We start from the raw sequence: 26768 nt of genomic DNA on the forward strand, positions 1-26768 counted from the left end.
GTGGCGTACCGGACAATGGTGGAGCCGTAGGACACAGAGGAGCACCACAGGACGGGCGGGCGCGATGGCGGTATGGGACGACCTGGTCGGCCAGGACCGGGTGACGGAGCAGCTGGCCGCCGCCGCGCGTGACGCCGACGCCTTCGTGACGGCGGCGGCCGAGCGCGCCCCGCTGCCGACGGCGTCGAAGATGACGCACGCCTGGCTGTTCACCGGCCCGCCCGGCGCGGGCCGCGGCGCGGCCGCGCGCGCCTTCGCGGCGGCGCTGCAGTGCGTGAGCCCGGACCGTGCCCTGGGCGGGGCGCCGGGCTGCGGATTCTGCGACGGCTGCCACACGACCCTGGTCGGTACGCACGCCGACGTCGAGGTGGTCCGCACCGACCTGCTCTCCATCGGCGTCAAGGACACCCGCGACCTCGTCCGCCGCTCCACGCTGTCCCCCGCCTCCGGCCGCTGGCAGGTGATCGTGCTGGAGGACGCCGACCGCCTCACCGAGGGCGCCGGCAATGTGCTGCTCAAGGCCGTCGAGGAGCCCGCCCCCCGGACGGTGTGGCTGCTGTGCGCACCGTCCGTGGAGGATGTGCTGCCCACGATCCGCTCCCGCTGCCGGCACCTGGTGCTGCGTACGCCGCCCGTCGAGGCCGTCGCCGATGTGCTGATCCGGCGCGACGGCATCGAGCCCACGGTCGCCGAGGCCGCCGCCCGCGCCACCCAGGGCCACATCGACCGCGCGCGCCGGCTCGCCACCGACGAGGCGGCGCGCGCCCGGCGCGCGTCCGTGCTGAGGCTGCCGCTGCGCGTGGACGACGTCGGCGGCTGCCTCAAGGCCGCCCAGGAGCTGGTGGACGCGGCGACCGAGGACGCCAAGCAGGTCTCCGAGGAGATGGACGCCAAGGAGACCGAGGAGCTGCGCGCGGCACTCGGCGCGGCCGCAGGAGCGGGCAGCCGCATGCCGCGCGGCACGGCGGGCGTGATGAAGGAGCTCGCCGACCGGCAGAAGCGGCGCTCCACCCGCACCCAGCGCGACACCCTCGACCTGGCCCTGACCGATCTGGCGGGCTTCTACCGGGACGTCCTGGCCGTGCAGGTCGGTACGTCCGTCGCCATCGCGAACGTCGAGGCGCGGGACGCCGTCGAGCGGATCGCGGTGGCGTCCCGCCCGGAGAACACCCTGCGCCGCATCGAGGCGGTGCTCGCCTGCCGTGAGGCGCTGGACAGGAATGTCGCGCCGCTGCTGGCCGTCGAGGCGATGACGCTGGCCCTGCGTGCGGGCTGACCTCCGGGTTCCGCCGCCGCGGGCTTGATCATCCGGCGGACGGGTGATCGTTTGCGGTGCCCGCGCGTCGCCGCTCCCCGGTGCGGCCGGGCTTGCCGCAGGCTGCTGTGCGGTGCCCCCGGTCCCTGTCCCCGCGGGGGTGATCCCAGCACACGGGGAGCGCTCCCCCCTGCCTCCGGCGCGGGTGCCCTCACCCGTGCCCGAAGCGCCGTGGGGGACTCCCGAGGTGGTGCCCACGTGCCCGAGGTGGCCGAGGTCGTCGTTCTGTACGCGCTGCTGACTGCGGCCGGGGCCGTCTCGGTGGCGCTCGCCCGGTCGGCCCTGCGGCACTGGTGGGAGCAGCGCGCGGGCCGCGCGTACGAACTGCCCGTGGAGCGCACCGGCACGGTGCTGCGCGGCGCCGGGTCCGCGCTGGCCGCCGCGGTGGCGATCACGCTGGCCGTCTGCATGCCGTCCGGCGCGGGGGACCGTTCGCACTCGCCGCCCCGCCCGGTCACCGCCGCCGCGCCCCCGCCCGCCCGGCGGCCGTCCCCGCCACCGCCGCCGCCCGTGCCGTCCGATCCCGCGGACGCGGGGATGGAGCCGCCGCGCACCCTCGGTCACCCGGCCGGGGGTACGCTCCAGGAATTGTCCGACGGCACCCGCGTCTGGCTGCCCCCGCAGTACGACTACCCGGGTTCGGACGGCCTGTACTTCCCCCTGGTGGTGGCCCACATCGACCCCGCCGACCCGGATCTGTTCGCCGGTTTCGCCGCCCAGTCGCTGCGGGGCGTCGCCGACCCCTTCGTGGTCGTGCTGCCCGCCCACTGCGACACCGGCCCGGGCGCCGGCCCCGCGGGCGTCCCGGCCGCCGTCGCCCGGCTCTACCGCGTGCTCCCCGGCCGTCTCGCGCGGGCGCTGCTGGGCGTGGACGGGGCCGCCGCCTGCGTCGTACGGCAGCAGCTGGCCGACCCCGAGGGCTACGCGACGGCGATCGGCGTCTCGGGGGGCTACGACGCGTTCGAACGGTCCGGTCCGCCGCCGTACTCCTCCGCCGACGACTACACCGGGCGGGGCGTGCCGCGCCCCGCGCTGCTGCTCGCCGTACCCTCCGGAGAGGAGGACGCGAGGCGTTCCGCCGTCGCCCTGCGCGAGCGGCTGCGAGGCGCGTCCGCCGAGGTCCGGGTGCTGGACGGCATCGCCCCGAGGCGGCGGCTCTTCGCCCTCGTCGCCGGATACGCGACCGAGAAGCTCGACGCTCCGTACCGTCCGTGACGGCGCGGGCGGAATCACCCGTATGAGGACTGTGGAGGACGGTTCGCCACCGGCCCCACGGATACGCTCCAGATCACCACCACGAGGAACCGAGGCCCCGATGGACACCCCGCGTCTGCTCCGCACCTCCGGCACCGTCCTCGCCGTCGCCGGGCTGCTGCTGTCCGCGTGCACGACCGGCGGCAGTACGCACAGCGCCGCCGCCTCGTCCCCGGCCGGTTCGCTCGGCGGGCCGCCGCCCTCGGGCGCGCCCGCGGACGCGTACGGGAACCTCCGCCCGTACTACGAGCAGCACCTGAGCTGGCGCTCCTGCAAGGACATGCCCGGCATGCAGTGCGCCACGATGCGGGTCCCGCTCGACTACCGCCACCCGTCCGCCGGCACCGACCTCAAGCTCGCGGTCACCCGGAAGAAGGCCGAGGGCCCCGGCAGCCGGCTCGGCACCCTGCTGGTCAACCCGGGCGGCCCCGGCGGCTCCGCGATCGACTATCTGCAGTACGCCGCGTTCGGGTACCCCGCGGCGGTCACCTCCCGGTACGACATGGCCGCCATCGACCCGCGCGGCGTTGCCCGCAGCGAGCCCGTCGAGTGCCTCAGCGACCGGCAGATGGACGCCTTCACGGCGACGGACGTCACGCCGGACTCCGGCGCCGAGGTCAACGACCTCGTCGCCGCCGACAAGAAGTTCGCCGGCGGCTGCGAGCAGCGCTCCGCCAAGCTGCTCAAGCACGTCAGCACGGTCGACTCCGCCCGCGACATGGACGTCTTCCGCGCCCTGGTCGGCGACCGCAAGCTCAACTACGTCGGCAAGTCCTACGGCACCTTCCTGGGCGCCACCTACGCCGAGCTCTTCCCGCAGAACTCCGGCCGGCTCGTCCTCGACGGCGCCGTCGACCCCTCGATCTCCGCCCTGGACGCCAGCCGCGGTCAGGCCTCCGGCTTCGAGACCGCCTTCGACGCCTTCGCCAGGGACTGCCTCACCCACCGCGACTGCCCGCTCGGCACGAAGAGCACCGCCGACGCCGGGCACCGCCTCGACGCCTTCCTCAGGCAGCTGGACGCGAAGCCCCTGAAGACCGGCAGCGACCGGAAGCTGACCGAGGCGCTCGGCACCACGGGCGTGATCGCGGCCATGTACGACGAGTCGATGTGGCCGACCCTGCGCACCGCCCTGACCAAGGCCGACAAGGGCGACGGCAGCGGCCTGCTCGCGCTCTCCGACACCTACTACGAGCGCGACGACCACGGCCACTACGACAACCTCATGTACGCCAACGCCGCCGTGAACTGCCTCGACCTGCCCCCGGCCCTGACCGGCCCCGCGGCCGCCGAGCAGTCCGTATCCGCGTTCACCGCCGAGTCCCCGCTCTTCGGCAAGAACCTCGCCTGGTCCAGCCTGATCTGCGCCTACTGGCCCGTCCCGCCCACCGGCAAGCCCCACCGCATCGAGGCCGCCGGTGCCGACCCCATCCTCGTCGTCGGCACCACCCGCGACCCCGCCACGCCGTACGCCTGGGCCAAGTCCCTCGCCGGCCAGCTCGACTCCGGCGTCCTCCTCAGCTACAACGGCGACGGCCACACCGCGTACGCCCGCGGCAGCGAGTGCATCGACTCCGCCGTCAACGGCTACCTCCTCAAGGGCACGCCTCCGGAGGACGGCAAGACCTGCTGACCCGGCCCCGGCCCCTGACCGCGGCCGTGACCCGGCCACGACGGCGACCCTGGTCAGGGGCCCCTCGATAACTGTGTAGACTTGTGCCCGCTGCCGATGCGAAGCTGTCTCGGCAGCCTGCCGCCTTAGCTCAGTCGGCCAGAGCGACGCACTCGTAATGCGTAGGTCAAGGGTTCGATTCCCTTAGGCGGCTCCATCGCGAAGGGCCTGGGTCACGGATGTGGCCCGGGCCCTTCGGCGTTATCGCATACGACGGCGGCGGGCGCGTGTCTCCCGCGTGGACATGGTCCCGCTTCCGGCCTCAGGGCGACCGTCTCCTGCGGGGTCGTGGCGTGCACGCGGCGCGGCGGGTGACGCCGAGCCGTGGGTGACCTTCGTCCGTGCCGTGCTCGTGGTGCTGGTCAGCTTCACGGCGACCGTCGGGATGGAGACGTTTCCCGGGCCGCGGGAGAACGATGCGCCGTCTGGATGCCGGTGTTCGGCGCTGCGGGGCGTGGGACGCAATGACGACGGCTGGTACACCTGCGTGAACCGGGGTGACATGCTTCCCTGAGTCCCCCGGAGCATCCCGCGGCACTGCTGCTCCGACACGACCGGCGCGGTGGCGGTGTTCGCCGACTAGCGGCCGACGGTGCTCCAGTCGGCGGGTGCAGGCGCTACCGGGCGCCCCGCCGCGTGCTCGCGGAGGCGCCGAGTCAATTCCGGCAGGTCGTAGGCAGGGAAACTCACCTGGAGCAGTCGCAGGTGGAACTGCGATTCCACGTGCTCTTGACGCATCGCGACATCCATCGGCTTGACTTTGACGTCCCACGCGTCCGGAGCCGCCCAATGAGTCATCCGGACGTAGAAGGCGTCTCGTGGGCCGGCGTTCGCCACGGCCGAGAGGAAGGCAAGGCCGCTGTCGATCGGAAAGTCGATGAGCATCCAGCCGCGACGGGATTCGACATATCCGGCCATGTGCGGCAGCTTCTCCACCCAGCTTGCGTTGCTCTCGCCGAGGTCCTGGCAGCAGGTGAAGGTCTCGAATCCGCTGCGCCAGATCGCCTCTATCGCCGGCGCGAGCTGCTCGTCGATCTGCGCGTGACGGTGGCCCACCTGGACCAGGACCGTGGGGTGGGTGGCTTCATCGGAGGTCATCGCACGAGCATATGGGCGGCGTCAGGGCGCCGATCCGCCGGTCCGGCCGACGTCTCGACGGGGGTGGGCGGCTCCATGGGGAGGACCGTGGCCCTGCGGCGGCAGCCTCCTGGTCCCGCCGCGTGCCCGGTCTGCCGGGCCGGGGCTTTTGGAGCGTGGGACCGGCGGCCCGGGCATGCGCGCGGCGGTGAGAAGGATCACAGCCCGATGCCGGTCACGGGGCCGGTCGTTGGCCCGGGGAGCCGCGAAAGCGCTGGTTCGGCCGCTGTTCGGGGCTCGTCCGGGGCGAGTGGCCTGACTCGCGGTGACTGCGCGTCAAGTGCCGGACATCGATCATCCGTTCCATGTTCCTGGTAACGTCGCGGCCCGACCAAACCCCTGGCATGTACAGGGTAATGATTCGGGGACATGGGGGTAAAAATGAAGCTGCGCAGGACAGTTGGCCTGGCGCTGGCGAGCATCGGGCTCACCATCGGGTTCTCCAACCCGGCGATGGCCGCCGACCACACGATGCACACCGGGGACGTGTGGGGCAGCATCTCCGGTTACAGCGGTGAGGGCTACAACAACGAGTACGGCGACGTCGTCACGATCTGCGACAAGGACGCCGACGGCTACGCCGTGATCATGTACGTCTACCTCGGCGGTGCCTACGGAGCGCCCCGCTACAACTTCTACGTGGGCGGCGAGGGCAACTGCGCCACCCACCGCGCTGCCGACGGGGGCAAGTACGACCTGCCCGAGGGCGAGAACATCGGCTTCCTCTTCTGCAGGTACAAGGACGGGTACGAGTCGGAGTGCAAGGCGTACTCGTTCGTCAACGACCACTGATCCACGGTACGTGTGACCGGAGCTCCGCCGAGGCCAGGCAATCCCGGATTGCCCGCCTGGGCGGAGCTTCCGCCTTTCCGGCGCCGCGCGTGCGGGCTCGCGCCGCGGGGCGCGGGGTCGGGGCGCGCCGGACGCCCATACCAAAGAGGCCAGGGGCCCGCAGGCGGCCTGGGCACTTCGCCGCCGGTATCCGTTCGCTCTGACACCTTGCTTTCTTCCGTCCGTACTCGTTGACACGGCAACGGCCGGACGCGCCGCCGCAGGGCGCGTCCGGGATATCGGACGAGAGAAGGCGCGCATGAACGTCAGTGCTCACATCGAGGCCGTCTACGCGGACGTCCGCCGGCGCAATGCCGGGGAGACGGAGTTCCACCAGGCGGTGGGGGAGGTGCTGCACTCGCTGGCGCCGGCGCTGGAGGCGCATCCGGAGTACGCGGACGCGCGGATCGCGGAGCGGCTGTGCGAGCCGGAACGGCAGGTGATCTTCCGGGTGCCGTGGGTGGACGACCAGGGGCGTGTGCAGGTGAACCGGGGATTCCGGGTGGAGTTCAGCAGCGCGCTCGGCCCCTACAAGGGGGGCCTGCGCTTCCACCCGAGCGTCGACCTCGGCATCGTGAAGTTCCTCGGCTTCGAGCAGATCTTCAAGAACGCGCTGACCGGGCTGGCGATCGGCGGCGGCAAGGGCGGCTCCGACTTCGACCCCAAGGGCCGCTCGGAGGGGGAGGTCATGCGCTTCTGCCAGTCGTTCATGACCGAACTCCACCGCCATCTGGGCGAGCACACCGATGTGCCGGCCGGGGACATCGGTGTGGGCGGCCGCGAGATCGGCTATCTCTTCGGGCAGTACAAGCGGATCACCAACCGCTTCGAGGCGGGGGTCCTCACCGGGAAGGGCATCGCGTGGGGCGGCTCGCACGCGCGGACCGAGGCCACGGGGTACGGGGCGGTGTACTTCGCCGCCGAGATGCTGGCCACGCGCGGGCAGGGCTTCGAGGGGCGCAAGGTGGTGGTCTCGGGATCCGGGAACGTCGCCGTGTACGCGATCGAGAAGGTGAACGCGCTGGGCGGTTCGGTGATCGCCTGCTCGGACTCCGGCGGCTACGTGGTCGACGAGGCCGGTATCGACCTGGAGCTGCTGAAGGCGGTCAAGGAGGCGCGCAGGGCCCGGCTTTCGGCGTACGCAGAGGCCAAGCCGGCGGCGCGTTACTCGGAGCGCGGCTCGGTCTTCGACGTGCCGTGCGACGTCGCGCTGCCCTGCGCCACGCAGAACGAACTGGACGGGCAGGACGCCGGGACGCTGGTCAAGAACGGCGTGCTGGCGGTCGCGGAGGGCGCGAACATGCCGTGCACCCCGGAGGCGATCGAGGTCTTCCGGGAGGCGGACGTCCTCTTCGGCCCGGGCAAGGCCGCCAACGCGGGCGGTGTGGCGACCTCCGCGCTGGAGATGCAGCAGAACGCCTCGCGCGAGGTGTGGACCTTCGAGCAGACCGAGGCCCGGCTCGCGCAGGTCATGCGGGACGTCCACACCCGCTGCCGCGCCACCGCCGCGACGTACGGGGGCACGCCCGACGACTACGTCCTGGGCGCCAACATCACGGGCTTCCTGCGCGTGGCGGAGGCGATGACGGCGCAGGGCGTCGTCTAACCGTCGCAGTGCCCCATGGACACCGGCGGCGTGCCGGTGCCCGTGCCCTCCCGCGACGCGCGCCGCGGGAGGGCACGGGCGTTCCCGGGGTCAGGAAGGCCTGCCGCCCATCACCTTGGCGAAGGCCGCCGGGTCGGCGTCGAAGCCGCGCAGGTCGGGGCGGAAGAGCCACTCGCCGGAGGCGCCCCGGCGGAACTCGCCGACGGTGGCGGCCGTGGCGGCGGCGACCTCTCCGAGGTCGGAGACGGCGAGGCCGGTGTGGCCCTCGACGACGCTGACGCCGGTGCCCGCGATGTCGCCGAACGTCATGCGGCCGTCTCGTTGCTGCACGACTATGCCGACGACGACCCGGCCGTAGGCGGGGGAGAGCCGGTCGAGTTCGAGGGTCATGACCTCGTCGAACCCGAGTCCCTTGCCGGTCTTGCTGTCGCGGTTGAGGGTGATCGTGCCGTCCGGGGAACGGCTGTCGAAGTGCACGAGGTACGCCGGGGCGCCGTGCGGGTCGGCGGCGCCGTAGGCGGCGGCGACGATGTCGAGGTCACTGGCCGGCGCCCCGATCGGGCTGGGGTCCCACTTGAGCCGGACCTCGACCCTGCCGAGGCCCTTGCTGACGCTGCTCACTGACTGGCTCTCCTTGCTTCCTTCGGGGCGGGGTCAGAGACGGCCGGTGACCCGGACCGGGGTGACGCGGACGGCGATGCGTTCGCCGTCGTTCACGGACGCGGGGTTGAAGGCGGCGTACTCCTGGCCGGTGTACTTCAGCGACAGCTCGTCGAGCAGCCGGTGGCCGGTGTCGGGGGTGACGGTCGCGTCGCCGCGGATCTCGGCGTAGGCGTACGGGCTCTCGGGCGGGTTGATCATGACGGTGACGCGCCGGTCGCGGCGGAGGTTTCTGCCCTGCAGGCGGTCCACGGTGGTGGAGAACAGCAGGTCGTCGCCGTCGCGGGTGATCCACACGACGGTGAGGTGGGGGCGGCCGTCGGCGGAGACGGTGGCCACGGTCGCGAAGGCGCGGGTTTGGTCGAGGTACTTCCTCAGGTCGTCCGAGAGTGCGGCTGTCACGGGTAACGCCCTTTCGTCTGCCGTCCGTTGGGGCCGGTCGCGCACCGCGCGCCCGCCCGAGGCGGCAACGAACGAGGGCGATCCCGGATTCCTGGCAACCGGATCGGCGTCCCGGATGGTTCAGGCGGGTGTGAGGCTGGGAGCACGGACGGGAACGCGATGGCGAGGACACCACGGTGAGGGATGCGGAGACGGACTTCGAGGAGTTCGTCGCCGCGCGCGGGCCGCGGTTGCTGCGGGTCGCCTGGCTGCTGACCGGCGACGCGCATCTGGCGGAGGACCTGCTGCAGACGGTCCTGGCCAAGGTGTGGCCGAAGTGGCGGGGCATAGCCGCCGAGAACCCGGAGGCGTACGTCCGCAGGGCCCTGGTGAACACGGCCTCCTCGTGGTGGCAGCGCCGCTGGCGGGGCGAGGTGCCGCACGGCGAGGTGCCGGACCCGACGGCTGCCGCCGTGGCGGACCCGTTCGCCTCGGTCGACCTGGAGCAGTCACTCGCGGTGCTGATACGCCGGCTGCCCGCACGGCAGCGGGCGGTGGTGGTGCTGCGCTACTTCGAGGACCTGAGCGTCGACGAGACCGCCGAGATCCTCGGCTGCCGTCCGGGCACGGTCAAGAGCCAGGCGGCCAAGGCGCTGACCATGCTGCGCGGTCAGCTCGCGGCGGTGCCGAGCCTGGCGATGGGGGGCGAGCGGTGTGAACACGGAGCCTGAGCCCGAGGAGGAGTGGGAGCTCGGTGTGCTGCTGGAGCGCGTCGTGCCGCAGCCGTCGGCGCCCGCGGACCGGATGGCGCAGATCAGACGGCGGGTACGGCGGCGCAGGCGGCGCCGGCTGGCCGCGACGACGACGGCCGCGGTCGGCGGCGTGACGGCGATGGTGGTGGCCGCGGCGATGCTGCAGCCGGCGCATCCCTTGACGCCCCGAGGGCAGCGCATCGCGCCTGCCGCGTCGCCTGCCCGCCCCGTGCCGGTCCCCGGATCCCCCCTTCCCGCGCCGACGCGGAGCGCGGACCCCGGGTTCGCCACCGTCCGCCTGGACGACCTGTCCGGACTGACGCTGCCGGCGCCCCGGGGCTGGAGCTCCCTCCTGGTGGCCGACCCGCAGGCGGTGGTGGTCGGTTTCGTCGGCTCGGGGCCCCTCCACGAGCGCGGCGAGTGCTCGAAGCAGGAGCGGATCACCTACTCGGCCTGCCCGCCCGTGGACAGGCTCACCGAGGGCGGGGTGCTGCTCTCCTTCCACTGGATGAAGGCACCCGACCCCAAGGACGCCGGCGACGGCAGGTTCTTGCTGAAGGGCGGCGTGGCGCCAGCGAGTACGGGCTGCCGGACCCTCGGCGGCGACCGGGAACTGACGGCCTGGGGGACGGGCCTGGACGGCAGGGCCGCCGTCGGGATCACCGCCACGGCCTGTCTCCACCGGCCGACGAAGGCCCTCGTCGACACGGTCGTCACGAGCCTCAGGGCGGCGAGCTTCGGCAGGCCCGATCGCGGCACCGCGGACGCCTCCGGCACGCCGGGCTGATCCGGCCGCACCCGAACCGGCCCGCCCCGCCGGCTCCCGGACCCGGCGCCGCCCCCCGGCCGTCGCGACGGGGGCCGCGGCCCCCGCTCAGCCGCTGAGGCGTGCCGCGTGCGCGGCCTCGTCCTCCCGGAGGGTGCCCGGCCGGGAGCCGCCGAACTCCCAGCGGGTGGCGTCGAGTCCCCCCCGCGGCCAGGGCGGCGTCGATACGGCCGCGGACCTCGGCCTCGTCGTCGGGGGCGGCCGCGAACAGCACGCGCAGCCGCAGTTCGCCGCCGGGGCCGGTGGTGGTGCCGGTGTGGTGGGGCGCGAGGGGGCAGGGCGGTTCGTGCTCCCAGTGGCCGCACAGGGCGACGGTGATCGCGGCGCCCGGGGCACGCTCGTCGCCGCCGGGAGCGAGGGTCACGGCCGCGTCGTGGGCGAAGGCTCGGCGCACGCCCTCAGTATGCGCGTCGTGCCCGTCGTGCGCGTCAGCCGGCGTACTCGTGGCGGGGATGCATCGCCTGCCGCTGGACGCGCCGCCCGAAGGCGGAGAGCAGGGGTTCCGCAGCGGCGCGCGGGATCACGACCTTCTGCCGGCCCGCGGGCGGGGCCGCCACCTCGCCGCGGTCGAACGTCACCACCAGGTCCCCGCCGCCGGTGAAGGCCAGGTCGTCCAGGACGGCTGAGCGCGATGCCGGGTCCCGCAGCGCGCAGGCCGCCCGTGGATCGTGGCCGGGCCGGGCGGCGAGCGCGCGCACCAGGTGCCCGGCGAGGGCGCCTGCCGAGTCCCGGCCGATCATGGCGAGCGCGGGCAGTTCCTCGCCGCGGCGGCTGTCGTACCAGTACGTCGCCGTCGTGGCGCCCTGCCCGGCGGTGGTGCCGTCGGCGGTCGTCAGCTGTATGCCGAGCACACCGCCGGACGCGGCCAGGAACGCGTACGAGATGCTGAACTCGCCCGCGCAGGCCGCGCCGCGGCCGTGCGCCGCCAGGAAGGCCAGCAGCCCGCGCCGCACCTCGCGGCTCAGCGTCCGGGTCAGCGGCTGCGCGCCCGGCACGGACGGGTAGCTCGTGGACCAGCGGCAGGCACCGCCGCCCCGGGCGCCGATGACCCGCAGCCCGGTGATCCAGGTGGGCATGACCGCCCTTACCTCCTGCCCGTCGGCGGGGGCGGGCCCGGGGGCGGGTCGCTCGCCGGACGGCGCCGTGCACGCGGGGAGCGCCAGCAGCGCGGCCATGGCGACGGCGGCGATCGACACGGACTTCACCCGGCGACCGTAGCCCCGGCCGGGCCCGTGCCCGGCGGACGTGCCGTATCCGGACGAGGATGTGACAGGGCCGCGACATCCGGACGGTCCGCGCAGGGGGCCGCGGTGCTACAGTGCGCACAGCACGGCTGTGCGCCGCTCTCGGCGCCGGTGCTCTCCCGCGTGACCGCCTCGCCGCGGTCCGCTCCCGCAGTCCGCTGCGGTGTTCCCCTTCGCCCTCGCCTCCGCGTCGGCGATTCCCCGAGGCTCCGCCTCTTCTGCCGCGCGACCCGGCGGCCGGCCGATCCGCCGCCGTGTGCGCCATCTCTGCGAGGACCGCGTATGTCCACTGCTCCCACCGCTTCCACCCCCACCCCTTCCGCGTCGTCTCCCTCCGGGGAACGGCACGTCGCCGTCGCCGGCGTCCTCGACACCGAGGGCGGACGCGGCTTCCTGCGCACCGCCGGTTACGCGCAGGGTTCCCACGACGTCCTGGTGCCGCCGGACGTGATCAGGCGCCAAGGGCTCCGCAAGGGCGACGCCGTCGAGGGCGTGGCCACCCCCGGCAGGTCGCGCACGCTCGTGCGGGCCGAACGGGTCGGCGGCCTGCCCGCCGACACCGCCCGCGGGCGGCGGCACTTCGCGGAGCTGACCCCGCTCCACCCGAGGGAGCGGCTGCGCCTGGAGTCCCCGAAGGGCGGCCTGACGACCCGCGTGGTGGACCTGCTGGCGCCGGTCGGCAAGGGGCAGCGCGGGTTGATCGTCGCGCCCCCCAAGGCCGGGAAGACCATGCTGCTGCGGCGGCTGGCCGACGCCGTCGCGGACAACCACCCCGAGTGCCATCTGATGGTGGTACTTCTCGACGAACGGCCGGAGGAGGTCACCGACATGCGGCGGTCGGTGCGGGGCGAGGTCGTCGCCTCGACCTTCGACCGCACGCCGAAGCAGCACATCGCCGTCGCCGAGCTGGCGGTCGAGCGGGCCAAGCGGCTGGTCGAGACCGGCCGGGACGTGGTCGTGCTGCTGGACTCCCTCACCCGGCTGTGCCGGGCGCACAACAACGCCGCCGCCGCGGGCGGCCGGACGCTGTCCGGCGGTGTCGACGCGGCGGCGCTGCTCGGCCCGAAGCGGCTGTTCGGGTCGGCGCGGCTCGCGGAGGAGGGCGGTTCGCTCACCATCCTGGCCACCGCGCTGGTCGACACCGGCTCACGGGCCGACGGCTACTTCTTCGAGGAGCTGAAGAGCACCGGCAACATGGAGCTGCGCCTGGACCGCGCGCTCGCCGACCGCCGGGTCTTCCCGGCCGTCGACGTGGCCCCGTCCGGGACGCGGCGCGAGGAGCTGCTTCTCGGCCCCGCCGAACTGACCGCCGCCCGCGGACTGCGCCGGGCGCTGCGCGGTGCGGGGAGCTTCGAGACGCTGCTGGAGCGGCTGCGGGCGACCCCGGACAACGCCGCGTTCCTGCGGCAGATCCAGGGCACGATGCCCGCTGCCTGACGGCGCCGGGGCCCGCATCATGGAGCCGTGATCACACCGCAGCGCGTGGGGCCCCGGAGCCCGGGGGTGCGGGACCGGCCGCCCGGTTTCGTCTGGTACGCGGCGTACGGCTCCAACACCCATCTCACGCGCCTCAACAGCTATCTCGCCGGCGGGGTGCCGCCCGGGGGCGGCCGGGGGTACCCGGGCTGCCGCGACGCGCGGCCGCCGCTTCGGTCGGTGCCGCTGGAGCTGCCGGGGCGGATGTACTTCGCCACGCGGTCGCCCGTGTGGTCGGGCGGGCGCGCGTTCTACGACGCCGACGCGCCGGGCGGCGGAGTCCGCTCCCTGGCCCACCTGGTGACGGTCGGTCAGTTCTCGGACATCATCGCGCAGGAGATGTACCGGTCGCCGGGCACCGATCTCGACCTGGCGGAGGTGCTGCGGTACGGCCGGGCCCGGCTGGGCGACGGACGGTACGAGACGCTGCTGTACCCCGGCGACGTGGACGGGCACCCGGTGCTCACCTTCACCGCGCCCTGGGGCGCCGGCGGGGCCGAGCACGTCAGGCCGTCCGGAATCTATCTGCGGCACATCGCCGAGGGCCTGGCCGAGACGGGTGCCTGGGACCTGCCCGGCATCGCGGCCTACCTCGCGGAGTGCGCGGACGGGTCGTGGGACGCGCGGGAGATCGCGGCACTGCTCGGACGGTGATCCGCGGGCGATGGATTACGGCGGCGCCGCCGGTCCTATGGGTGTACGGCGCACGTCCCGCCCGGAACCCGCCCCCGGAGGTCGCCCATGGCCCCGTCAGTGCCGCCCCCGCCCGCGCACCGACCGGGCGGCGGGCCCGCCGTGCTCGTCCTGACCGGGCGGCTGACCCGTGCCGGGATCCCGCCGCTGGCCGAACGGCTGCGCGCGCTGCTGGCCGAACGGGGCGGCGGCACGGTGCTGTGCGACGTGGGCGGGCTCGACGACGCCCCGGACGCAGTGCTGATCGACGCCGTCGCCCGGCTCCAGCTCACCGCCCGGCGCCACGGCGGCCGGATCCGGCTGCGCGGCGCCGGCAGCGCGCTGCGGGGGCTGCTCGCGTTCACCGGGCTGGGCGAGCTACCGGGCCTCGGGTTCGAGGCGTGCCGGGAGGCCGAACAGCGGGAAGAGCCGCTCGGTGTCGAGGAAGGAGTTGAGCCCGGTGATCCGGCCGTCTGATATCTCGATGACCTGCAGCGCCCACGGCTCGTGGCCGCCGTCGGCGCCGGGCCGGTACTGGCCGAAGCCCGGTGTGCCGTTGGCCGTGACGGGGACGAGCCGCGAGCCGCGGCAGCCGGAGCCGAGCCCCAGCATCCAGCCCTTGATGTCCGCCCGACCGCGCAGCCACAGACCGAAGGGCGGCATCGACAACGTGGCGTCCTCGTGGAGCAGCGAGGTGAGCGCGTCGAGGTCGTAGGACTCGAAGGCGCTGACATAGCGGCCGAGCAGGGCGCGCTGCTCCTCGTCGAGCGGCCGGGCCGGGTCGGTCGCGGCGGGGCCGACGGCGGCGAGGGCGGCACGGGCGCGCTGCAGCGCGCTGTTGACCGAGGCGACGGTGGTGCCGAGCAGTTCGGCCACCTCGGCGGCCTTCCAGGCCAGCACCTCCCGCAGGATGAGCACCGCCCGCTGGCGCGGCGCGAGGTGCTGCAGGGCGGCGACGAAGGCGAGGCGGACGCTCTCGCGCTGGTCGGCGAGGTCGGCCGGATCGCCCGTCTCGGGCAGGACGCGGCCGTCGGGGGCGGGAGAGATCCAGGTGCTCTCCGGCAGCGTGCCGGGCAGCGGGCCGTCGGCCGTGCCGGGGGAGGCCAGGTCCATCGGGCGGGCGCGGCGGCCGGTGCCGCCCAGGATGTCCAGGCACGCGTTGGTGGCGATGCGGTACAGCCAGGAGCGGAGGCTGGAGCGGCCCTCGAAGCGGTCGTACGCCCGCCAGGCCCGCACCATGGTCTCCTGGACGGCGTCCTCCGCCTCGAACGCCGAGCCCAGCATCCGGTAGCAGTAGCCGGTCAGTTCCGTGCGGAACCGCTCCAGCTCCTGTGCCACATCCGGGGGTGCAGCGAGATCACTCATGGCTCTCCTCCGCCTTCCGATGATTTCCGGAGCGCCCACGGGTCCACTTCAGCACAGACCACTGACAGAAATCCCGGAGGAAAACGCGGCGCCGCATGCCGATGGGACGGTCGCCTTGGCACGGCCGGCGTCTTGTGCGCGCTCGGCTTCGCGGTGTCCGGCGCCCGCGCGGAGCGGGACGCGGCCGGCCGGAGCCCGTGGCGGGACCGGCGGGACCGGCGGGGCCGGTTCCGCCGACGGGTTCAACCGCTGGACCCGGCCTGCCCCATGAGCTCCGCGGCCCGCTTGATCGCCTCCCGGATGCGGACGTAGGTGCCGCAGCGGCACACGTTCGCGATGGCGTCGATGTCGGCGTCGGTCGGGTCGGGGGTGCGCCGCAGCAGCGCCACCGCGGCCATGATCTGGCCCGGCTGGCAGAAGCCGCACTGGGCGACGTCCTGCTCCAGCCAGGCCTCCTGGACCGGGTGCAGGGTGTCGCCGTCGGCGAGCCCCTCGATGGTGGTCACCTCGCGGCCGGCGGTGTCGGCGAGCGGTACGACGCAGGGGCGCACGGCCTCGCCGTCGAGATGGCTCGTGCAGGCCTTGCAGACGTCGACCCCGCAGCCGTACTTGGGGCCGCGCACCCCGAGCAGGTCGCGCAGCACCCACAGCAGCGGCATGTCGCCGGGGGCGTCGACGGTGACGGGCTTCCCGTTGACGGAGAAGGAGTAGGGACCGGTGGTCACGGGGGGCTCCTCAGCGCGGGTAGGGCGTGAAGTCGACGTCGAAGACGAGCGGGAAGGACCGCGGCCGGGTACCGGTGGCGCGGGCGTAGGCGTTGGCGATCGCGCCGACCGCCGCCGGTACGCCCAGTTCGCCCGCGCCGCCGGGCTCCGCGCCCTCGGTCGCCGGGAGGACGAGGACCCGCGCGTCGGGCGGGGTGTCCTTCTGGCGCGCGTAGTGGAACTGGGAGTAGCTGCCCTCCAGCGGCAGGCCCTTGTCGATGTGCAGCCCGGCGCGCAGCGTGGTGGAGATGGCGTCGGTGAGCCCGCCCAGCATCTGCGCCTCCAGGCCGCGGGGATTCACGGGGCGGCCGACGTCGACCACGATCACCGCCTTCGTGACCCGGGGGGCGCGCGGGTCGCGGGCGTCGATCTCCACCAGGCAGGCGGTGCGGGACTTGTACTCCTCGTGGAAGGCGATGCCCTGGGCGCAGCCGGCCGGCATCGGCCGCCCCCAGCCGCCCTCGGCGGCGGCCTTGTCCAGCACGGCCCGCTGGGCCGCGGTCTTGAGGAAGGAGCGCCGGAAGGCGACGGGGTCCTTGCCGAGTCTCGCGGCGAGTTCGTCCACGACGATCTCCTCGGCGCCGCGCGTGTTGGCCGAGTACACCGAGCGCCAGGAGGCGGTGTGCATCTTCAGCGGCACCTCGGTGAGCAGTTGCGTGGTGACGCCGAAGTTGTAGGGCGACTTCACGGTGGTGGCGAAGAGGGTCTGCGCGAACGTGGCGTTGCCCAGACCGGTGGGCAGGCTCGCGGCGGTCGCGGTGAGGATCTCGCCGAGCCCGTGCCGGAAGTCGGTCTCCACCGCCGAGACGCGGTGCTCGAAGGTGAGCACCTCGCCGAGCGCGTGGGTGGCCCGGACACGGTGGTGGGTGGCGGGCCGCATCCGGCCGTGCCGGGTGTCGTCGACCCGCGACCACATCAGCCGCACCGGCCGCCCGGCGGCCTTGGAGATCTGCGCCGCCTCCAGCGCCGCGTCGAAGAACAGCCGCCGCCCGAAGGAGCCGCCGGCCTGCACGACGTGCACGGTCACCTTGTCCTGCGGCAGCCCGAGTTCCTCGGCGATGGTCTGCTGGGCGACGACCGGGGACTTCAGGCCCGACCAGACGGTGGCCCGGCCGTCGCGTACGTCCGCGACCGCCGCGTTGGTCTCCAGCGGCGCGTGGCTGACGAAGGCGAAGGCGAACTCCGCGTCCACGTACTGGGTGAGCAGCGGTGGCACGACGAAGGGCGCGTTCGCCGCCTTCAGCTTCGCCCGGATCTCCGTGTCGGAGAGGCCGTCGACGGTGCCCGGGCCCCAGGTGACGTCGAGGGCGTCCTTGGCGGTCAGGGCCTGCCCGAACGTCTCGGCCACGACGGCGACCCCGGTGGGGATGACGACGACGTCGAGCACGCCGGGCAGGGCCCGCACCGCGGCCTCGTTGTTCACCGAGCGCACGGTGCCGTTGATCGTGGGCGGCCGCCGCACGGTGGCTGGCTTGGCCCCGGGCACGTCCAGGTCGAGGGTGTACCGCTGGCGGCCGGTGACGATGGCGCGGGCGTCGACGCGGGAGGTGGGGGTGCCGACCAGGGTGTGCGCGGACTCGGGCTTGAGCGTGGCGGTGAGCCCCGCGAGGCGGGCGTCGGCCGCCTCGGCGGCCAGTGAACCGTAGGGGGCGGTGCGGCCGTCGGGCGCCACGACCAGGCCGTCCCGGGTGGTCAGGGTGCCGGCGGCCAGGCCCCACCGCCGGGCGGCGGCGGCGACCAGGCGCGCCCGTGCCGCGGCGGCCGCCCGGCGGACCGGCCCGTAGAGCGAGCGTATGGAGTTGGAACTGCCGGTGAGCTGGTTGAACAGCAACTCCGGGCGGGCGTCGTCCAGCTCGATCCGCACGGACTCCAGCGGGGCGTCGAGTTCCTCGGCGACCAGCATCGCGACGGCGGTCGTCAGGCCCTGCCCGACCTCTTCGCGGGGCAGCCGGAAGACGGCGGTGCCGTCCTCCCGCACCTCCAGGACGAGCAGGCCGGCGGTGGGCGTCCCGGCGAGGATCAGGATGTCGCCCAGGTCGAGGAGGTCGGCCGGGGCGGGCGGGGTCGGCACGGCCGCGGCGGCGCCCGCGGCGGGCACGGCGACGGTCAGGGTCGGCGCGGCGAGCACGTAGGCGAGGAATCTGCGGCGTCCGATGGGGGATGCGGGCATGGCGGACGGACTCCGTTCGGGGCGGGCGTCATTGCCGGGGGAGATCTTTACTCCGGAGTAAGTACGGCGCAAGAGTCGTGACGTGTTCCGTTGCACGGGACGGGCTTTCAGCGCGGGGCGCTGCCCGGAAGCTCCTGTTCCGCCCAGATGAGCTTGCCGTCGGCGGTGTAGCGGGTGCCCCACCGGCGGGTCAGCTGGGCGACGAGGAAGAGCCCGCGGCCGCCCTCGTCGGTCGTCCGTGCGTGCCGCAGCCGCGGCACGGTGTTGCTGCCGTCGTAGACCTCGCAGATGAAGACCGACTGCCGGATCAGCCGCAGCCGGATCGGCCCCGAGGCGTGCCGGATGGCGTTGGTGACCAGCTCGCTGACGACCAGTTCGGTGGTCATCAGCAGTTCCTCCAGACCCCACTGCGCGAGTTGGCGCGCGGCGAGCGCCCGGGCCTCGCTGACGACCGCCGGGTCGACCGGCAGTTCCCAGGAGACGAACCGGTCCGGGGTGAGCGCGTGCGTACGGGCGACGAGCAGTGCGACGTCGTCGGCGGGCGGGCCGGGCAGCAGGGTGTCCAGCACGGCCGCGCACAGTTCCTGCAGGGTGCGCCCGGGCAGTGCCAGGGCGTGCGCGAGCCGCTCCAGGCCGATGTCGATGTCCTCGCCGAAGGTATCGACGAGGCCGTCGGTGTAGAGGGCGACGACAGTGCCCTCGGCCAGCTCGAGTTCGGCGGACTCGAAGGGCATGGAGCCCAGGCCGAGCGGCGGACCAGCGGGCAGTTCGGCGAAGGTGACCCGGCCGGACGGGTCGACGATCGCCGGCGGCGGATGCCCGGCGCGGGCCATCGTCAGCCGGCGGGTCACCGGGTCGTAGACGGCGTAGAGGCAGGTGGCGCCTGTGACGGTCATGGCGACGGATTCGTCGGCGCGCTCCTCCTCGGTGAGCCGGATGACCAGGTCGTCAAGGTGCGCCAGCAGTTCGTCGGGCGGGAGGTCCATGTCGGCGAGGGTGTGGACGGCCGTGCGCAGCCGCCCCATCGTCGCCGCCGCGGTGAGCCCGTGCCCGACCACGTCCCCGACCACCAGCGCGATGCGCGCCCCGGACAGCGGGATGACGTCGAACCAGTCGCCGCCCACGCCGTCCTGGATGTCGGTGGGCAGGTAGCGGGAGGCGACCTCCAGCGCGGTGCCTCCGGTCAGGGCGTGCGGCAGCAGGCTGCGCTGCAGGGTGAGCGCCGCCTCGTGCTCGCGGGTCCAGCGCCGGGCGTTGTCCACGCACACCGCGGCGCGGGCCACCAGTTCCTCGGCGAGCAGCAGGTCGTCCTGTTCGAAGGGGCCGGGCCTGCGGTGCCGGATGAAGGTCGCCACGCCGAGCACGGCGCCGCGGGCCCGCAGCGGCACCCACATCGCCGACCGCATCCCGAACTCGCGGATCTTTGCCGCGCGGGCCGGGTCGTCGGTGAGCCAGGACGCCTGGTCGATGCCGATGTCGGGCTGCAGGAAGGACCGGCCGGAGGTCAGGCAGCGCACGTGCGGGGAGGTGCTGCCGGCGTTGGTCCGCTCGCCGAGCGCGACGACCGACTCCGGCGTGCCCTCGTGCACCGACCGCATCCCGGTGCGGCGCAGCGGGACCTCGCGCAGCGCGCCGCCGGAGGGCGGGTCGTCGCCGCGCAGCACCGGCTCCAGCAGGTCGACGGTGACGAAGTCGGCGAGCCGGGGGACCGACACGTCGGCCAGTTCCTGGGCGGTGCGGGTGACGTCCAGGGTGCTGCCGACGCAGGCCCCGGCCTCGTTGAGCAGCGCGAGCCGGGCGCGGGCCCGCCACCGGTCGGTGACGTCCATCCCCATGTAGCAGACGCCCATGACCCGGCCCTCGGCGTCCTCCAGCCGGTAGAAGGACGTGGAGTAGGACCGCTCGCGGTAGGGGGCGGCGAGGGTCCAGCCCTGGTACTCGTGGTCGATCACCGGCTCACCGGTCAGCAGCACCTCGCGCATGATGTTCTCCAGCGCCTCGGTGTCCAGTCCGGGCAGGGAGTCCGCCATGCGCATCCCGAGGCGCCGCTCGCGCGGTACGCCGCCGAAGCGTTCCAGGGTGTCGTTGAGCCACACGTAGCGCAGGTCCGGGGTCAGGACGGCCATGCCGATCGGGGACCGGGTGAGGAAGCCCTCCAGGATGGCGCTGCTCACCGCCCAGGACGGGGTCCTGGCCAGGTCGATCGCCGACACCAGCCAGCGCTCGCGGCCCTCGGCGTCGGTCAGCGTGGAGACCCGCAGGCCGAGCTCGATCCGCCGTCCGTCACGGTGCCGGGCGGCCAACAGGCCGCCCCAGATCTCCTGGTCGCGCCACTCGGACGCGACCGCCGCCGCCCTGTCCGCCTGATCGGGCGCGGCGAGCAGCTCCGCGGCGGGCCGGTGCAGCGTCTCGGCGGCCGGGTAGCCCAGCAGGTGCTCCGCGGCGCTCGTCCAGCCGACGATCGTCCCGTCGCCGTCGAGCAGCACCGACGCGGCATAGGCCAGGTCGAACGGTGCCTTCGCCGGCGCCGACGCGCTTCCCTCCGGGGTGACCATCAGGGGCGTCCCATTTCCGCTGATACGTGTATTTCATGCTAGAACCTCACGTCCGCGGGGGCTCCCCCGCGCCGGTTGGGCCGGGGTGCGAGGGCGGGGCGGGCCGCCGGTCACGGGGGTGCCGTACCGGAGGCGGCTCCGGCCGCCGCGGCCCGGCGAGGTGGGCGGCGCGTCCCGGCGGCCCGCCGCGATCGGCCCGGACGCCCTCCTGCGGGTGAACGGTGGCTGTCGCCGGGGCGGCGGGCCGGCGCGAGGGCGGCGACCTCGCCGGCCGCGTACGGCGCCCGGCCCGCGCGGATCACTCCGGGGAGGCTCCGTCTCCGGCATGCGCCGCCACTCGTCGTCCGGGTCCTCCCCGGCGGTGCCCGCGGCGCCGATCCCCCCTTCGTCGACCGCGGCCATGCCGGCGGCGGGCGCGTGCGGAGTCGCCGAGCCGGCCCCCAGGGCGCGTCCTGGCCGACGGGACCGGCCTCACCGCGTACGTCCCGGCCGGTACCGGCAGATCGCCCGCCTGCCCCGGCACGGCCCCCGATCCCCGTCGCCCCGCGGTTCCCGGGCGGTCGTCGCGCCGCCCCGGGTTCACGCGCGCGTCACGGTGCTCCCCGATCGGGCCGGGCGCAAGTACCCATCACTCGTAAGGGTGAAGTGAATTTTTCCGGCCCTCTCGGGGCCCGCCGCCCCTGTGGGCCGCGGGCGGGGCGACGGCCGCCGTCGGGCCGCCCCGGCCGCGCCGCCGGCGGCCGCGGCGCACCGCCGGGGCGATCGGGGGGAGCCGGTCGCTCCGGTTGGGCCGCCGTGTCTGTGGCGTCCGCGGTCCGGGCGGTCGAGCGGTCCGTACCGCCGGTGCGGCGGGCGGTCCGCCGGGGTGCGCCTGACGTGGGAAGCGGCGCCCGCGGGTGGCGCGGGGGCGGTCCGCACGGCGGGCTCCCGCCCGTCCGCGGGAGGCTCCCGGGGCGCGGGAAACGGCGTCGCCCCTGATCGAGCATCCTTGGCCAAACAGTCGATATCGGTCATTCGGCATGATCGATTCATCGCCCGACAGATGCGGCCGGGCCGATCGTCAGGGGTTTGCGCGAGCGGCGCGAAACCGATATCGATACCTCAACCGGCATGTGCCAAGGGCATCGTGAGGCGGCATCAGCCACGGAATGGAAGCGGCTATGCTACTTGCGGCTCAGCGTGTTGTAGCAATTACGCCAGGTCAGGCGCTCCCGGCCGACCGCCCGCCGATTGCCCAGGTCGCTGAGGCCGAACTGCGCCTGCTCGTGCTGTGTTCGTTCCACGATTAGCGATCACCTGAGGATGCTGATGGTTCGTGCTGGATCGTCCCCCGGAGACCGCCGGCCCACCGCCACGTCCGCGTGGTTATTGCCGGTCGTCGTAGTCGCGGCGGTAACGGCCGTCGCCGTATGGACCGTCCCGTCGGCCGCCAGGGAGGCGGTGCTGTGGTGCGGCGTGACCGCGACGGTGGCCGTGGCCGTCCTGGGCGCCGAGACCGCCCGAAGGGGCAGTGCCGTCCGCGCGCTGCGCGAGCAGCTCGTACGGCGTGAGGAAGAACTGCAGTTCCGGCTCGCCCGCCAGGAGGCGGAGACCGAGCGGCTCGCCAGGGAGCAGCTGCCGCAGGCGGTGGCGCGGCTGCAGCGCGGCGAGTTCGTCGCCGACGTGCTCAAGGACATCGACGAGGACGCCGAGGGCCTCACCCCCGGATTCCAGCGCGCGCACCAGAGGATGCTCCACTCGGTGCTGGAGGCGGTCTCCGCGGAGGAGGACGTCCGCGAGTCCTCGCAGCGGGCCTTCGTCAACATCGCCCGGCGCGTGCAGGCCATCGTCCATCAGCAGGCCAGTGACCTGCGGGAGATGGAGGACCGGCACGGCCGCACCCCCGAGGTCTTCGGGGACCTGCTCAAGCTGGACCACGGCACCGCGCTCATCGGCCGGCTCGCGGACAGCATCGCCGTCCTCGGCGGCGCCCGACCCGGACGCCAGTGGCGCCGGGCCGTACCCCTGTTCAGCGTGCTGCGCGGCGCCATGTCGCGCATCACCGACTACACCCGCGTGGAGCTGCACTCCGTGTCGGAGGTGGCGGTCGTCGGACCCGCCGTCGAGCCGCTGATCCACGCGATCTCCGAACTCCTGGACAACGCCACCCGTTACTCCCCGCCGCACACGAGGGTGCATCTGACCGCCGTCGAGGTGCAGTCCGGCATCGCCATCGAGATCGAGGACGGCGGCGTCGGCCTCAGCGAGGAGTCCAGGACCCGCGCCGAGCGGGCCCTGGCGGAGGCGCAGGCCGGCTTCGACCTGGGCGACCTGGGAGAGACCCCCCGCCTCGGACTCGCCGTCGTCGGGCGACTGGCGGCGACCTGGAACTTCCAGGTCTCGCTGCGGTCCTCCGCGTACGGCGGCGTGCGCGCGGTGGTGATCGTCCCCCAGGACGTCATCACCACGGTGGCCAACGCCACCGGTCTGGCGCACGGCATCGGCTCCGTCTCGGGTCCCCGGCCCGTGGTGCCGGACCAGCGGGCGACCGACCCCCGTACGGCGCCCGCGCCCGCCCCGGCGCCCGCGCCGGCCGCCGTCACCGGTCCCCGTCCCTCGCCCCCCGCGACCCCTTCCTGGGCGGAGGACGACGTCCCGGTCGTGCACGAGCGGACCATGAACGGGCTTCCCCAGCGCCGCCGCCGCAATCCGGCTCCGAGTCCCGCCCCCGGCGCACGGCTGGGCGCCGCGCCCGCCGACGGCTCGATCACTGCCGCGTCGGACCCGCAGCCGGGCAAGGAGCCCGTGCAGCCGGGCATGTGGCTGGCCGCCTTCACCAGTGCCGTGTCCGGTGAGAGCACTGCCGCCTCCTCTGACAGCAACAGTGACGAAACGTTAGATAAGGGTGAGTAGCCGTGATTCAGCAGCGGGCCAACATGGACTGGATGCTCAAGGACCTGGCCACGAGCGTTCCGGAGACCCGTCACGTCGTGGTGCTGTCCTCGGACGGCCTGCGCATGGCCCAGTACGGCGGCGACACCGATGCGGCCGACCGTCTGGCCGCCGCCTGCGCGGGCCTGCAGAGTCTGGCCGCGGCCATCGCCGGTGAGTTCCCGCACGGCGACGGGCGGATGCGGCTGGTCGTCATCGAGGTGGACGGCGGCTTCTTCTACCTGATGGCGGCCGGCGCGGGGGCGTACCTCGCGGTCCTCGCCGACGAGGGCGTGGACGCCGGGCTCATGGGCAATCGGATGCGGGACCTGGTCGCGCGGATCGGCGCACACCTCACCAGTCCTCCGCGCCGGGACGGGCAGGCCGTATGAGTGACGGACCTGCGGAGGAGTGGGACAACGGCAACCCCGAGCGGCTCTACGTGGTGACGGGAGGTCGCAGCGGAACCTCGGACGAGGCCGCCATCGACCTGGTCACCCTGGTGCGGGCCCGCTCGGGGCCACCCCCGGGCATGGCGCCCGAACGAGCCGCGATCCTGCGGCTGTGCACCTCTCCCCTGTCCGTCGCCGAGATATCCGCGTACCTGAACCTCCCGGTCAGCGTGGTGACCGTACTTCTCGCGGATCTGCTGGCCGACAAGCGGGTGGAGGCACGACCACCGGTCCCGCCCGCACTTCTTCCCGACGCTGCACTGATTGAGGCGGTGATGCATGGACTTGAAAGGCTCTGACGCGATCGGCGTCAGGGGGCCGCGGAGCGAGGACGCTCTGCCGGAATCGGCAGCCGCCGCGGTCAAGATAGTTATTGTCGGGGGTTTCGGGGTCGGCAAGACGACCCTGGTCGGATCGGTCAGTGAGATCCGGCCGCTCTCCACCGAGGAGACGATGACCCAGGCCGGGGTCGGCGTGGACGACATCGTCGGGGTGGAACGCAAGACCGCCACCACGGTGGCCATGGACTTCGGCCGCATCAGCATCAACGACCAGCTGGTCCTCTATCTCTTCGGGACACCGGGCCAGCAGCGCTTCTGGTTCCTGTGGAACGGCCTCTTCGAGGGCGCGCTGGGCGCGGTGGTGCTGGTCGACACGCGGCGCCTGGAGGTCAGCTTCGACGTGATAGGGCGGCTGGAGGAGCGCGGCACCCCGTTCGTCGTCGCCGTCAACTCCTTCCCGGAGTCGCCGACATACCCGCTCGACGAGCTGCGGTCCGCCCTGGACCTGCCGGATCACGTTCCCCTGGTGGAGTGCGACGCCCGGTCCCGCAGTTCCGTCCGTGACGTGCTGATGACGCTCATGCGCCATCTCCAGTCCCTCGCCGCCGCATCGGCCCTGTGATCCCTCCCCCGCCCGTGATCAGGAGCGTCCTGTGACCACCCCACCCCCCGAATGCCCCGCCCACGGCCTCGGCCCGGGCGGCCTGCGGCGGCTCTACGGCCCCGAGGCCGAGGCCGACCCCATGGCCCTGTACGAGAAGCTGCGCGCCGAGCACGGAGCGGTGGCCCCCGTCCTTGTCCACGGTGACCTGAACGCCTGGATCGTCCTGGGGCACCACGAGAACCTCGAGGCCATGCGGAACCCCTCGCGGTTCGCCCGGGACTCCCGCATCTGGCGGCACTTCCGCGAGGGCAACGTCGCCATGGACTCGCCGCTGCTGCCGATGGTCGCCTGGCAGCCGCTGTGCGTCTTCGCCGACGGTGCGGAGCACGAGCGGCTGCGCGGAGCGGTCACCACCAGCATGGGCCGCCTCAACCGCCGGGGAATCCGCCAGCACATCATCCGCTTCTCCAACCAGTTGGTCGACGAGTTCTGCCAGGCCGGCGAGGCCGAGCTGGTGACCCAGTTCGCCGAGCAGCTGCCGGTGCTCGTCATGACCCAGCTGCTGGGCATGCCCGAGGAGTACGGGCCGAAGCTGGTGGAGGCGGCCCGTGACCTGATGCGGGGCACCGAGACCGCCCTCGCCAGCAACGACTACGTCCTGGCGACCTGCCGGCAGCTCGTGCAGCGCAAGCGCGCGGACCCCGGCGGTGACCTCACCTCGTGGCTAGTGCGCGACGACGCCGAGCTCACCGACGACGAGATCGCGGAGCACCTGCGGCTGCTCCTCGTGGCCGCGAACGAGCCCACGGTCAACTTCATCACGAGCGCGCTCAAGATGGTGCTGACCGACCCCCGTTTCCGGGCGCATCTGTCGGGTGGGCACATGACGCTGCCCGACGCCCTGGAGCAGGTGCTGTGGGACGAGCCGCCGATGGCGGCCTTCCCCGGTCGCTGGGCGGCCGGGGACACCGAGCTGGGCGGGCAGAAGATCAAGGAAGGCGACATGATCATGCTGGGCATCGCGGCGGGGAACGTCGACCCGCGCGTCCGCCCGGACCTGAGCACGCCGGTGTTCGGAAACCGTTCGCACCTCTCCTTCAGCAGCGGTCCGCACGAGTGCCCCGGGCGGGACATCGCCCGCGCCATCGTGGACACGGGCATCGACACGCTGCTGATGCGGCTGCCCGACCTGCGGCTGGCCGTGCCGGAGGAGGAGCTGGAGTCGAGTTCCGCGTGGATGACGCGCCACCTGGTCGCGCTGCCCGCGGAGTTCAGCCCGGCCAAGCCCCTCGGCGGCCAGGAGGCCGTGCCGGGGGAAGGACAGGCGCATGAGGAGCCCCGGATCCCGCAGACACCGCCGCGCCCGCGGCCCTCGCACGACACGCCCACGGTCGGCGCCGAGTTGCCCCCCGCAGCCCTGCCGGAGAACACCGCCCCGTGGCCCGCGGCCGCGGTTCCCCCGCCGCGCCGTTCCTGGTGGCGCGTGCTCGCCGCGCGACTGCGGGGGCGGTAACAGTCGTACCGTGTCTCACTGTGTGACCGGTTCATGACGGGCGCACGGGCGAATGCGCCCGTGCGCCCGTTCGTGCGCCCTCCATGCCGTATGGCCATCGTGGCTGGTTCGGCCCAGGTCGAGCATCGGGCGCACACACCTTGCTCATGAACGCAACCGGAATGTGCGTCAACTGTCGATCTGATGACGCGTTTTGGTCTCTTGACTGCTTCGCCATATGCCGGAGTAATTGTCAGTTGAATGATCCACTTGTGTTCGATTTCCGCCACCCGTGCGGAGTGTCGCAGGTGGAACGGTTGTGACAGCTGACAGCTGAGAGGTGATCGCC

General features: G+C 73.6%; 23 protein-coding genes and 1 tRNA gene. 16 read left to right on the forward strand and 8 right to left on the reverse strand.

Annotation, left to right across the window (positions count from 1 at the left end):
• Positions 1-64: 64 nt before the first annotated feature.
• The 4 genes from ACWDAS_RS04830 (at position 65) to ACWDAS_RS04845 (ending at position 4398) form a co-directional block, all read left to right on the forward strand.
• Positions 65-1276 carry a DNA polymerase III subunit delta' gene (locus ACWDAS_RS04830; RefSeq protein WP_450387390.1) on the forward strand — a complete coding sequence of 404 codons (1212 nt, stop codon included), beginning with the start codon at positions 65-67 and terminating at the stop codon, positions 1274-1276.
• A 237-nt stretch (positions 1277-1513) separates the two neighbouring features.
• Positions 1514-2530, forward strand: coding sequence for a hypothetical protein (locus ACWDAS_RS04835; protein ID WP_450387391.1), 1017 nt, complete (start codon positions 1514-1516; stop codon positions 2528-2530).
• A gap of 100 nt (positions 2531-2630) precedes the next feature.
• Complete coding sequence (locus tag ACWDAS_RS04840; RefSeq protein ID WP_450387392.1) at positions 2631-4202, forward strand: alpha/beta hydrolase; 1572 nt, start codon at positions 2631-2633, stop codon at positions 4200-4202.
• Between the two features lie 119 nt (positions 4203-4321).
• Positions 4322-4398, forward strand: a tRNA-Thr gene (locus ACWDAS_RS04845).
• 422 nt (positions 4399-4820) lie between these two features.
• Here the strand turns inward: ACWDAS_RS04845 and ACWDAS_RS04850 are convergent.
• Positions 4821-5339 carry a hypothetical protein gene (locus tag ACWDAS_RS04850; protein WP_450387393.1) on the reverse strand — a complete coding sequence of 173 codons (519 nt, stop codon included), beginning with the start codon at positions 5337-5339 and terminating at the stop codon, positions 4821-4823.
• 420 nt (positions 5340-5759) lie between these two features.
• On the opposite strand from ACWDAS_RS04850, the gene ACWDAS_RS04855 reads away from it, so the two are divergent.
• Both ACWDAS_RS04855 and gdhA read left to right on the forward strand, forming a co-directional pair.
• Complete coding sequence (locus ACWDAS_RS04855) at positions 5760-6170, forward strand: hypothetical protein (protein ID WP_450387394.1); 411 nt, start codon at positions 5760-5762, stop codon at positions 6168-6170.
• A gap of 298 nt (positions 6171-6468) precedes the next feature.
• Positions 6469-7815: an NADP-specific glutamate dehydrogenase gene (gdhA, locus tag ACWDAS_RS04860; RefSeq protein WP_450387395.1), complete on the forward strand. Its 1347-nt coding sequence runs from the start codon at positions 6469-6471 to the stop codon at positions 7813-7815.
• Between the two features lie 90 nt (positions 7816-7905).
• Here the strand turns inward: gdhA and ACWDAS_RS04865 are convergent, their stop codons facing one another.
• Together ACWDAS_RS04865 and ACWDAS_RS04870 are read right to left on the reverse strand one after the other, a co-directional pair.
• The gene (locus ACWDAS_RS04865) at positions 7906-8436 is read right to left on the reverse strand and encodes a TerD family protein (RefSeq protein WP_450387396.1); all 531 of its coding nucleotides are present in this window, start codon (positions 8434-8436) and stop codon (positions 7906-7908) included.
• A 33-nt stretch (positions 8437-8469) separates the two neighbouring features.
• Entirely contained in the window at positions 8470-8877 is a 408-nt protein-coding gene (locus tag ACWDAS_RS04870) for a PPOX class F420-dependent oxidoreductase (protein WP_450387397.1), read from the reverse strand.
• A gap of 176 nt (positions 8878-9053) precedes the next feature.
• Between ACWDAS_RS04870 and ACWDAS_RS04875 the strand changes: the two genes are divergently transcribed.
• Positions 9054-9587 (forward strand): SigE family RNA polymerase sigma factor, encoded by a 534-nt coding sequence (locus ACWDAS_RS04875; protein ID WP_450387398.1) that lies wholly within the window; start codon positions 9054-9056, stop codon positions 9585-9587.
• Positions 9571-10395: a hypothetical protein gene (locus ACWDAS_RS04880; protein ID WP_450387399.1), complete on the forward strand. Its 825-nt coding sequence runs from the start codon at positions 9571-9573 to the stop codon at positions 10393-10395. Before ACWDAS_RS04875 ends, ACWDAS_RS04880 begins: the two co-directional genes overlap by 17 nt.
• A gap of 467 nt (positions 10396-10862) precedes the next feature.
• On the opposite strand, the gene ACWDAS_RS04885 is transcribed toward ACWDAS_RS04880, so the two are convergent.
• Complete coding sequence (locus tag ACWDAS_RS04885) at positions 10863-11639, reverse strand: hypothetical protein (RefSeq protein ID WP_450387400.1); 777 nt, start codon at positions 11637-11639, stop codon at positions 10863-10865.
• Positions 11640-11960: 321 nt separating this feature from the next.
• Between ACWDAS_RS04885 and rho the strand changes: the two genes are divergently transcribed.
• From rho to ACWDAS_RS04900, 3 genes are all read left to right on the forward strand, one after another.
• Entirely contained in the window at positions 11961-13115 is a 1155-nt protein-coding gene (gene rho, locus ACWDAS_RS04890; RefSeq protein WP_450387401.1) for a transcription termination factor Rho, read from the forward strand.
• A 27-nt stretch (positions 13116-13142) separates the two neighbouring features.
• A complete protein-coding gene (locus ACWDAS_RS04895) occupies positions 13143-13808 on the forward strand; it encodes a histone deacetylase (protein WP_450387402.1) in 666 nt (221 codons plus the stop codon).
• Positions 13809-13895: 87 nt separating this feature from the next.
• Positions 13896-14303, forward strand: coding sequence for an STAS domain-containing protein (locus ACWDAS_RS04900; RefSeq protein WP_450387403.1), 408 nt, complete (start codon positions 13896-13898; stop codon positions 14301-14303).
• Here the strand turns inward: ACWDAS_RS04900 and ACWDAS_RS04905 are convergent.
• From ACWDAS_RS04905 to ACWDAS_RS04920, 4 genes are all read right to left on the reverse strand, one after another.
• Positions 14205-15191, reverse strand: a complete 987-nt coding sequence (locus ACWDAS_RS04905) for a sigma-70 family RNA polymerase sigma factor (protein WP_450387404.1) — start codon at positions 15189-15191, stop codon at positions 14205-14207. The two genes, ACWDAS_RS04900 and ACWDAS_RS04905, sit on opposite strands and share 99 nt — an antisense overlap.
• A gap of 242 nt (positions 15192-15433) precedes the next feature.
• Complete coding sequence (locus ACWDAS_RS04910; protein WP_450387405.1) at positions 15434-15916, reverse strand: (2Fe-2S)-binding protein; 483 nt, start codon at positions 15914-15916, stop codon at positions 15434-15436.
• 10 nt (positions 15917-15926) lie between these two features.
• Positions 15927-18125: a molybdopterin cofactor-binding domain-containing protein gene (locus tag ACWDAS_RS04915; RefSeq protein WP_450387406.1), complete on the reverse strand. Its 2199-nt coding sequence runs from the start codon at positions 18123-18125 to the stop codon at positions 15927-15929.
• A gap of 107 nt (positions 18126-18232) precedes the next feature.
• Complete coding sequence (locus ACWDAS_RS04920) at positions 18233-20680, reverse strand: SpoIIE family protein phosphatase (RefSeq protein WP_450387407.1); 2448 nt, start codon at positions 20678-20680, stop codon at positions 18233-18235.
• Positions 20681-21988: 1308 nt separating this feature from the next.
• On the opposite strand from ACWDAS_RS04920, the gene ACWDAS_RS04925 reads away from it, so the two are divergent.
• From ACWDAS_RS04925 to ACWDAS_RS04945, 5 genes are read left to right on the forward strand one after another with little or no spacing between them, the layout of a single operon-like run.
• Positions 21989-23572, forward strand: a complete 1584-nt coding sequence (locus tag ACWDAS_RS04925) for an ATP-binding protein (RefSeq protein WP_450387617.1) — start codon at positions 21989-21991, stop codon at positions 23570-23572.
• Between the two features lie 23 nt (positions 23573-23595).
• Positions 23596-23982, forward strand: coding sequence for a roadblock/LC7 domain-containing protein (locus ACWDAS_RS04930; protein WP_450387618.1), 387 nt, complete (start codon positions 23596-23598; stop codon positions 23980-23982).
• Positions 23979-24341 carry a DUF742 domain-containing protein gene (locus tag ACWDAS_RS04935; RefSeq protein WP_450387408.1) on the forward strand — a complete coding sequence of 121 codons (363 nt, stop codon included), beginning with the start codon at positions 23979-23981 and terminating at the stop codon, positions 24339-24341. Before ACWDAS_RS04930 ends, ACWDAS_RS04935 begins: the two co-directional genes overlap by 4 nt.
• Positions 24322-24945 carry a GTP-binding protein gene (locus tag ACWDAS_RS04940; RefSeq protein ID WP_450387409.1) on the forward strand — a complete coding sequence of 208 codons (624 nt, stop codon included), beginning with the start codon at positions 24322-24324 and terminating at the stop codon, positions 24943-24945. The genes ACWDAS_RS04935 and ACWDAS_RS04940 overlap by 20 nt, the downstream gene beginning before the upstream one ends.
• Before the next feature lie 31 nt (positions 24946-24976).
• A complete protein-coding gene (locus ACWDAS_RS04945; protein WP_450387410.1) occupies positions 24977-26440 on the forward strand; it encodes a cytochrome P450 in 1464 nt (487 codons plus the stop codon).
• Positions 26441-26768 lie beyond the last annotated feature (328 nt).

Source organism: Streptomyces sp. NPDC001070, from assembly GCF_053598835.1.

Excerpts from the sequence above, each read along its gene's own strand:
- ACWDAS_RS04830 (WP_450387390.1), top strand. The coding sequence starts at position 65 with ATGGCGGTATGGGACGACCTGGTCGGCCAGGACCGGGTGACGGAGCAG.
- ACWDAS_RS04840 (WP_450387392.1), top strand. The coding sequence starts at position 2,631 with ATGGACACCCCGCGTCTGCTCCGCACCTCCGGCACCGTCCTCGCCGTC.
- ACWDAS_RS04850 (WP_450387393.1), bottom strand. The coding sequence starts at position 5,339 with ATGACCTCCGATGAAGCCACCCACCCCACGGTCCTGGTCCAGGTGGGC.
- ACWDAS_RS04855 (WP_450387394.1), top strand. The coding sequence starts at position 5,760 with ATGAAGCTGCGCAGGACAGTTGGCCTGGCGCTGGCGAGCATCGGGCTC.
- gdhA (WP_450387395.1), top strand. The coding sequence starts at position 6,469 with ATGAACGTCAGTGCTCACATCGAGGCCGTCTACGCGGACGTCCGCCGG.
- rho (WP_450387401.1), top strand. The coding sequence starts at position 11,961 with ATGTCCACTGCTCCCACCGCTTCCACCCCCACCCCTTCCGCGTCGTCT.
- ACWDAS_RS04900 (WP_450387403.1), top strand. The coding sequence starts at position 13,896 with ATGGCCCCGTCAGTGCCGCCCCCGCCCGCGCACCGACCGGGCGGCGGG.
- ACWDAS_RS04905 (WP_450387404.1), bottom strand. The coding sequence starts at position 15,191 with ATGAGTGATCTCGCTGCACCCCCGGATGTGGCACAGGAGCTGGAGCGG.
- ACWDAS_RS04915 (WP_450387406.1), bottom strand. The coding sequence starts at position 18,125 with ATGCCCGCATCCCCCATCGGACGCCGCAGATTCCTCGCCTACGTGCTC.
- ACWDAS_RS04920 (WP_450387407.1), bottom strand. The coding sequence starts at position 20,680 with ATGGTCACCCCGGAGGGAAGCGCGTCGGCGCCGGCGAAGGCACCGTTC.
- ACWDAS_RS04925 (WP_450387617.1), top strand. The coding sequence starts at position 21,989 with ATGGTTCGTGCTGGATCGTCCCCCGGAGACCGCCGGCCCACCGCCACG.
- ACWDAS_RS04930 (WP_450387618.1), top strand. The coding sequence starts at position 23,596 with ATGGACTGGATGCTCAAGGACCTGGCCACGAGCGTTCCGGAGACCCGT.
- ACWDAS_RS04935 (WP_450387408.1), top strand. The coding sequence starts at position 23,979 with ATGAGTGACGGACCTGCGGAGGAGTGGGACAACGGCAACCCCGAGCGG.
- ACWDAS_RS04940 (WP_450387409.1), top strand. The coding sequence starts at position 24,322 with ATGGACTTGAAAGGCTCTGACGCGATCGGCGTCAGGGGGCCGCGGAGC.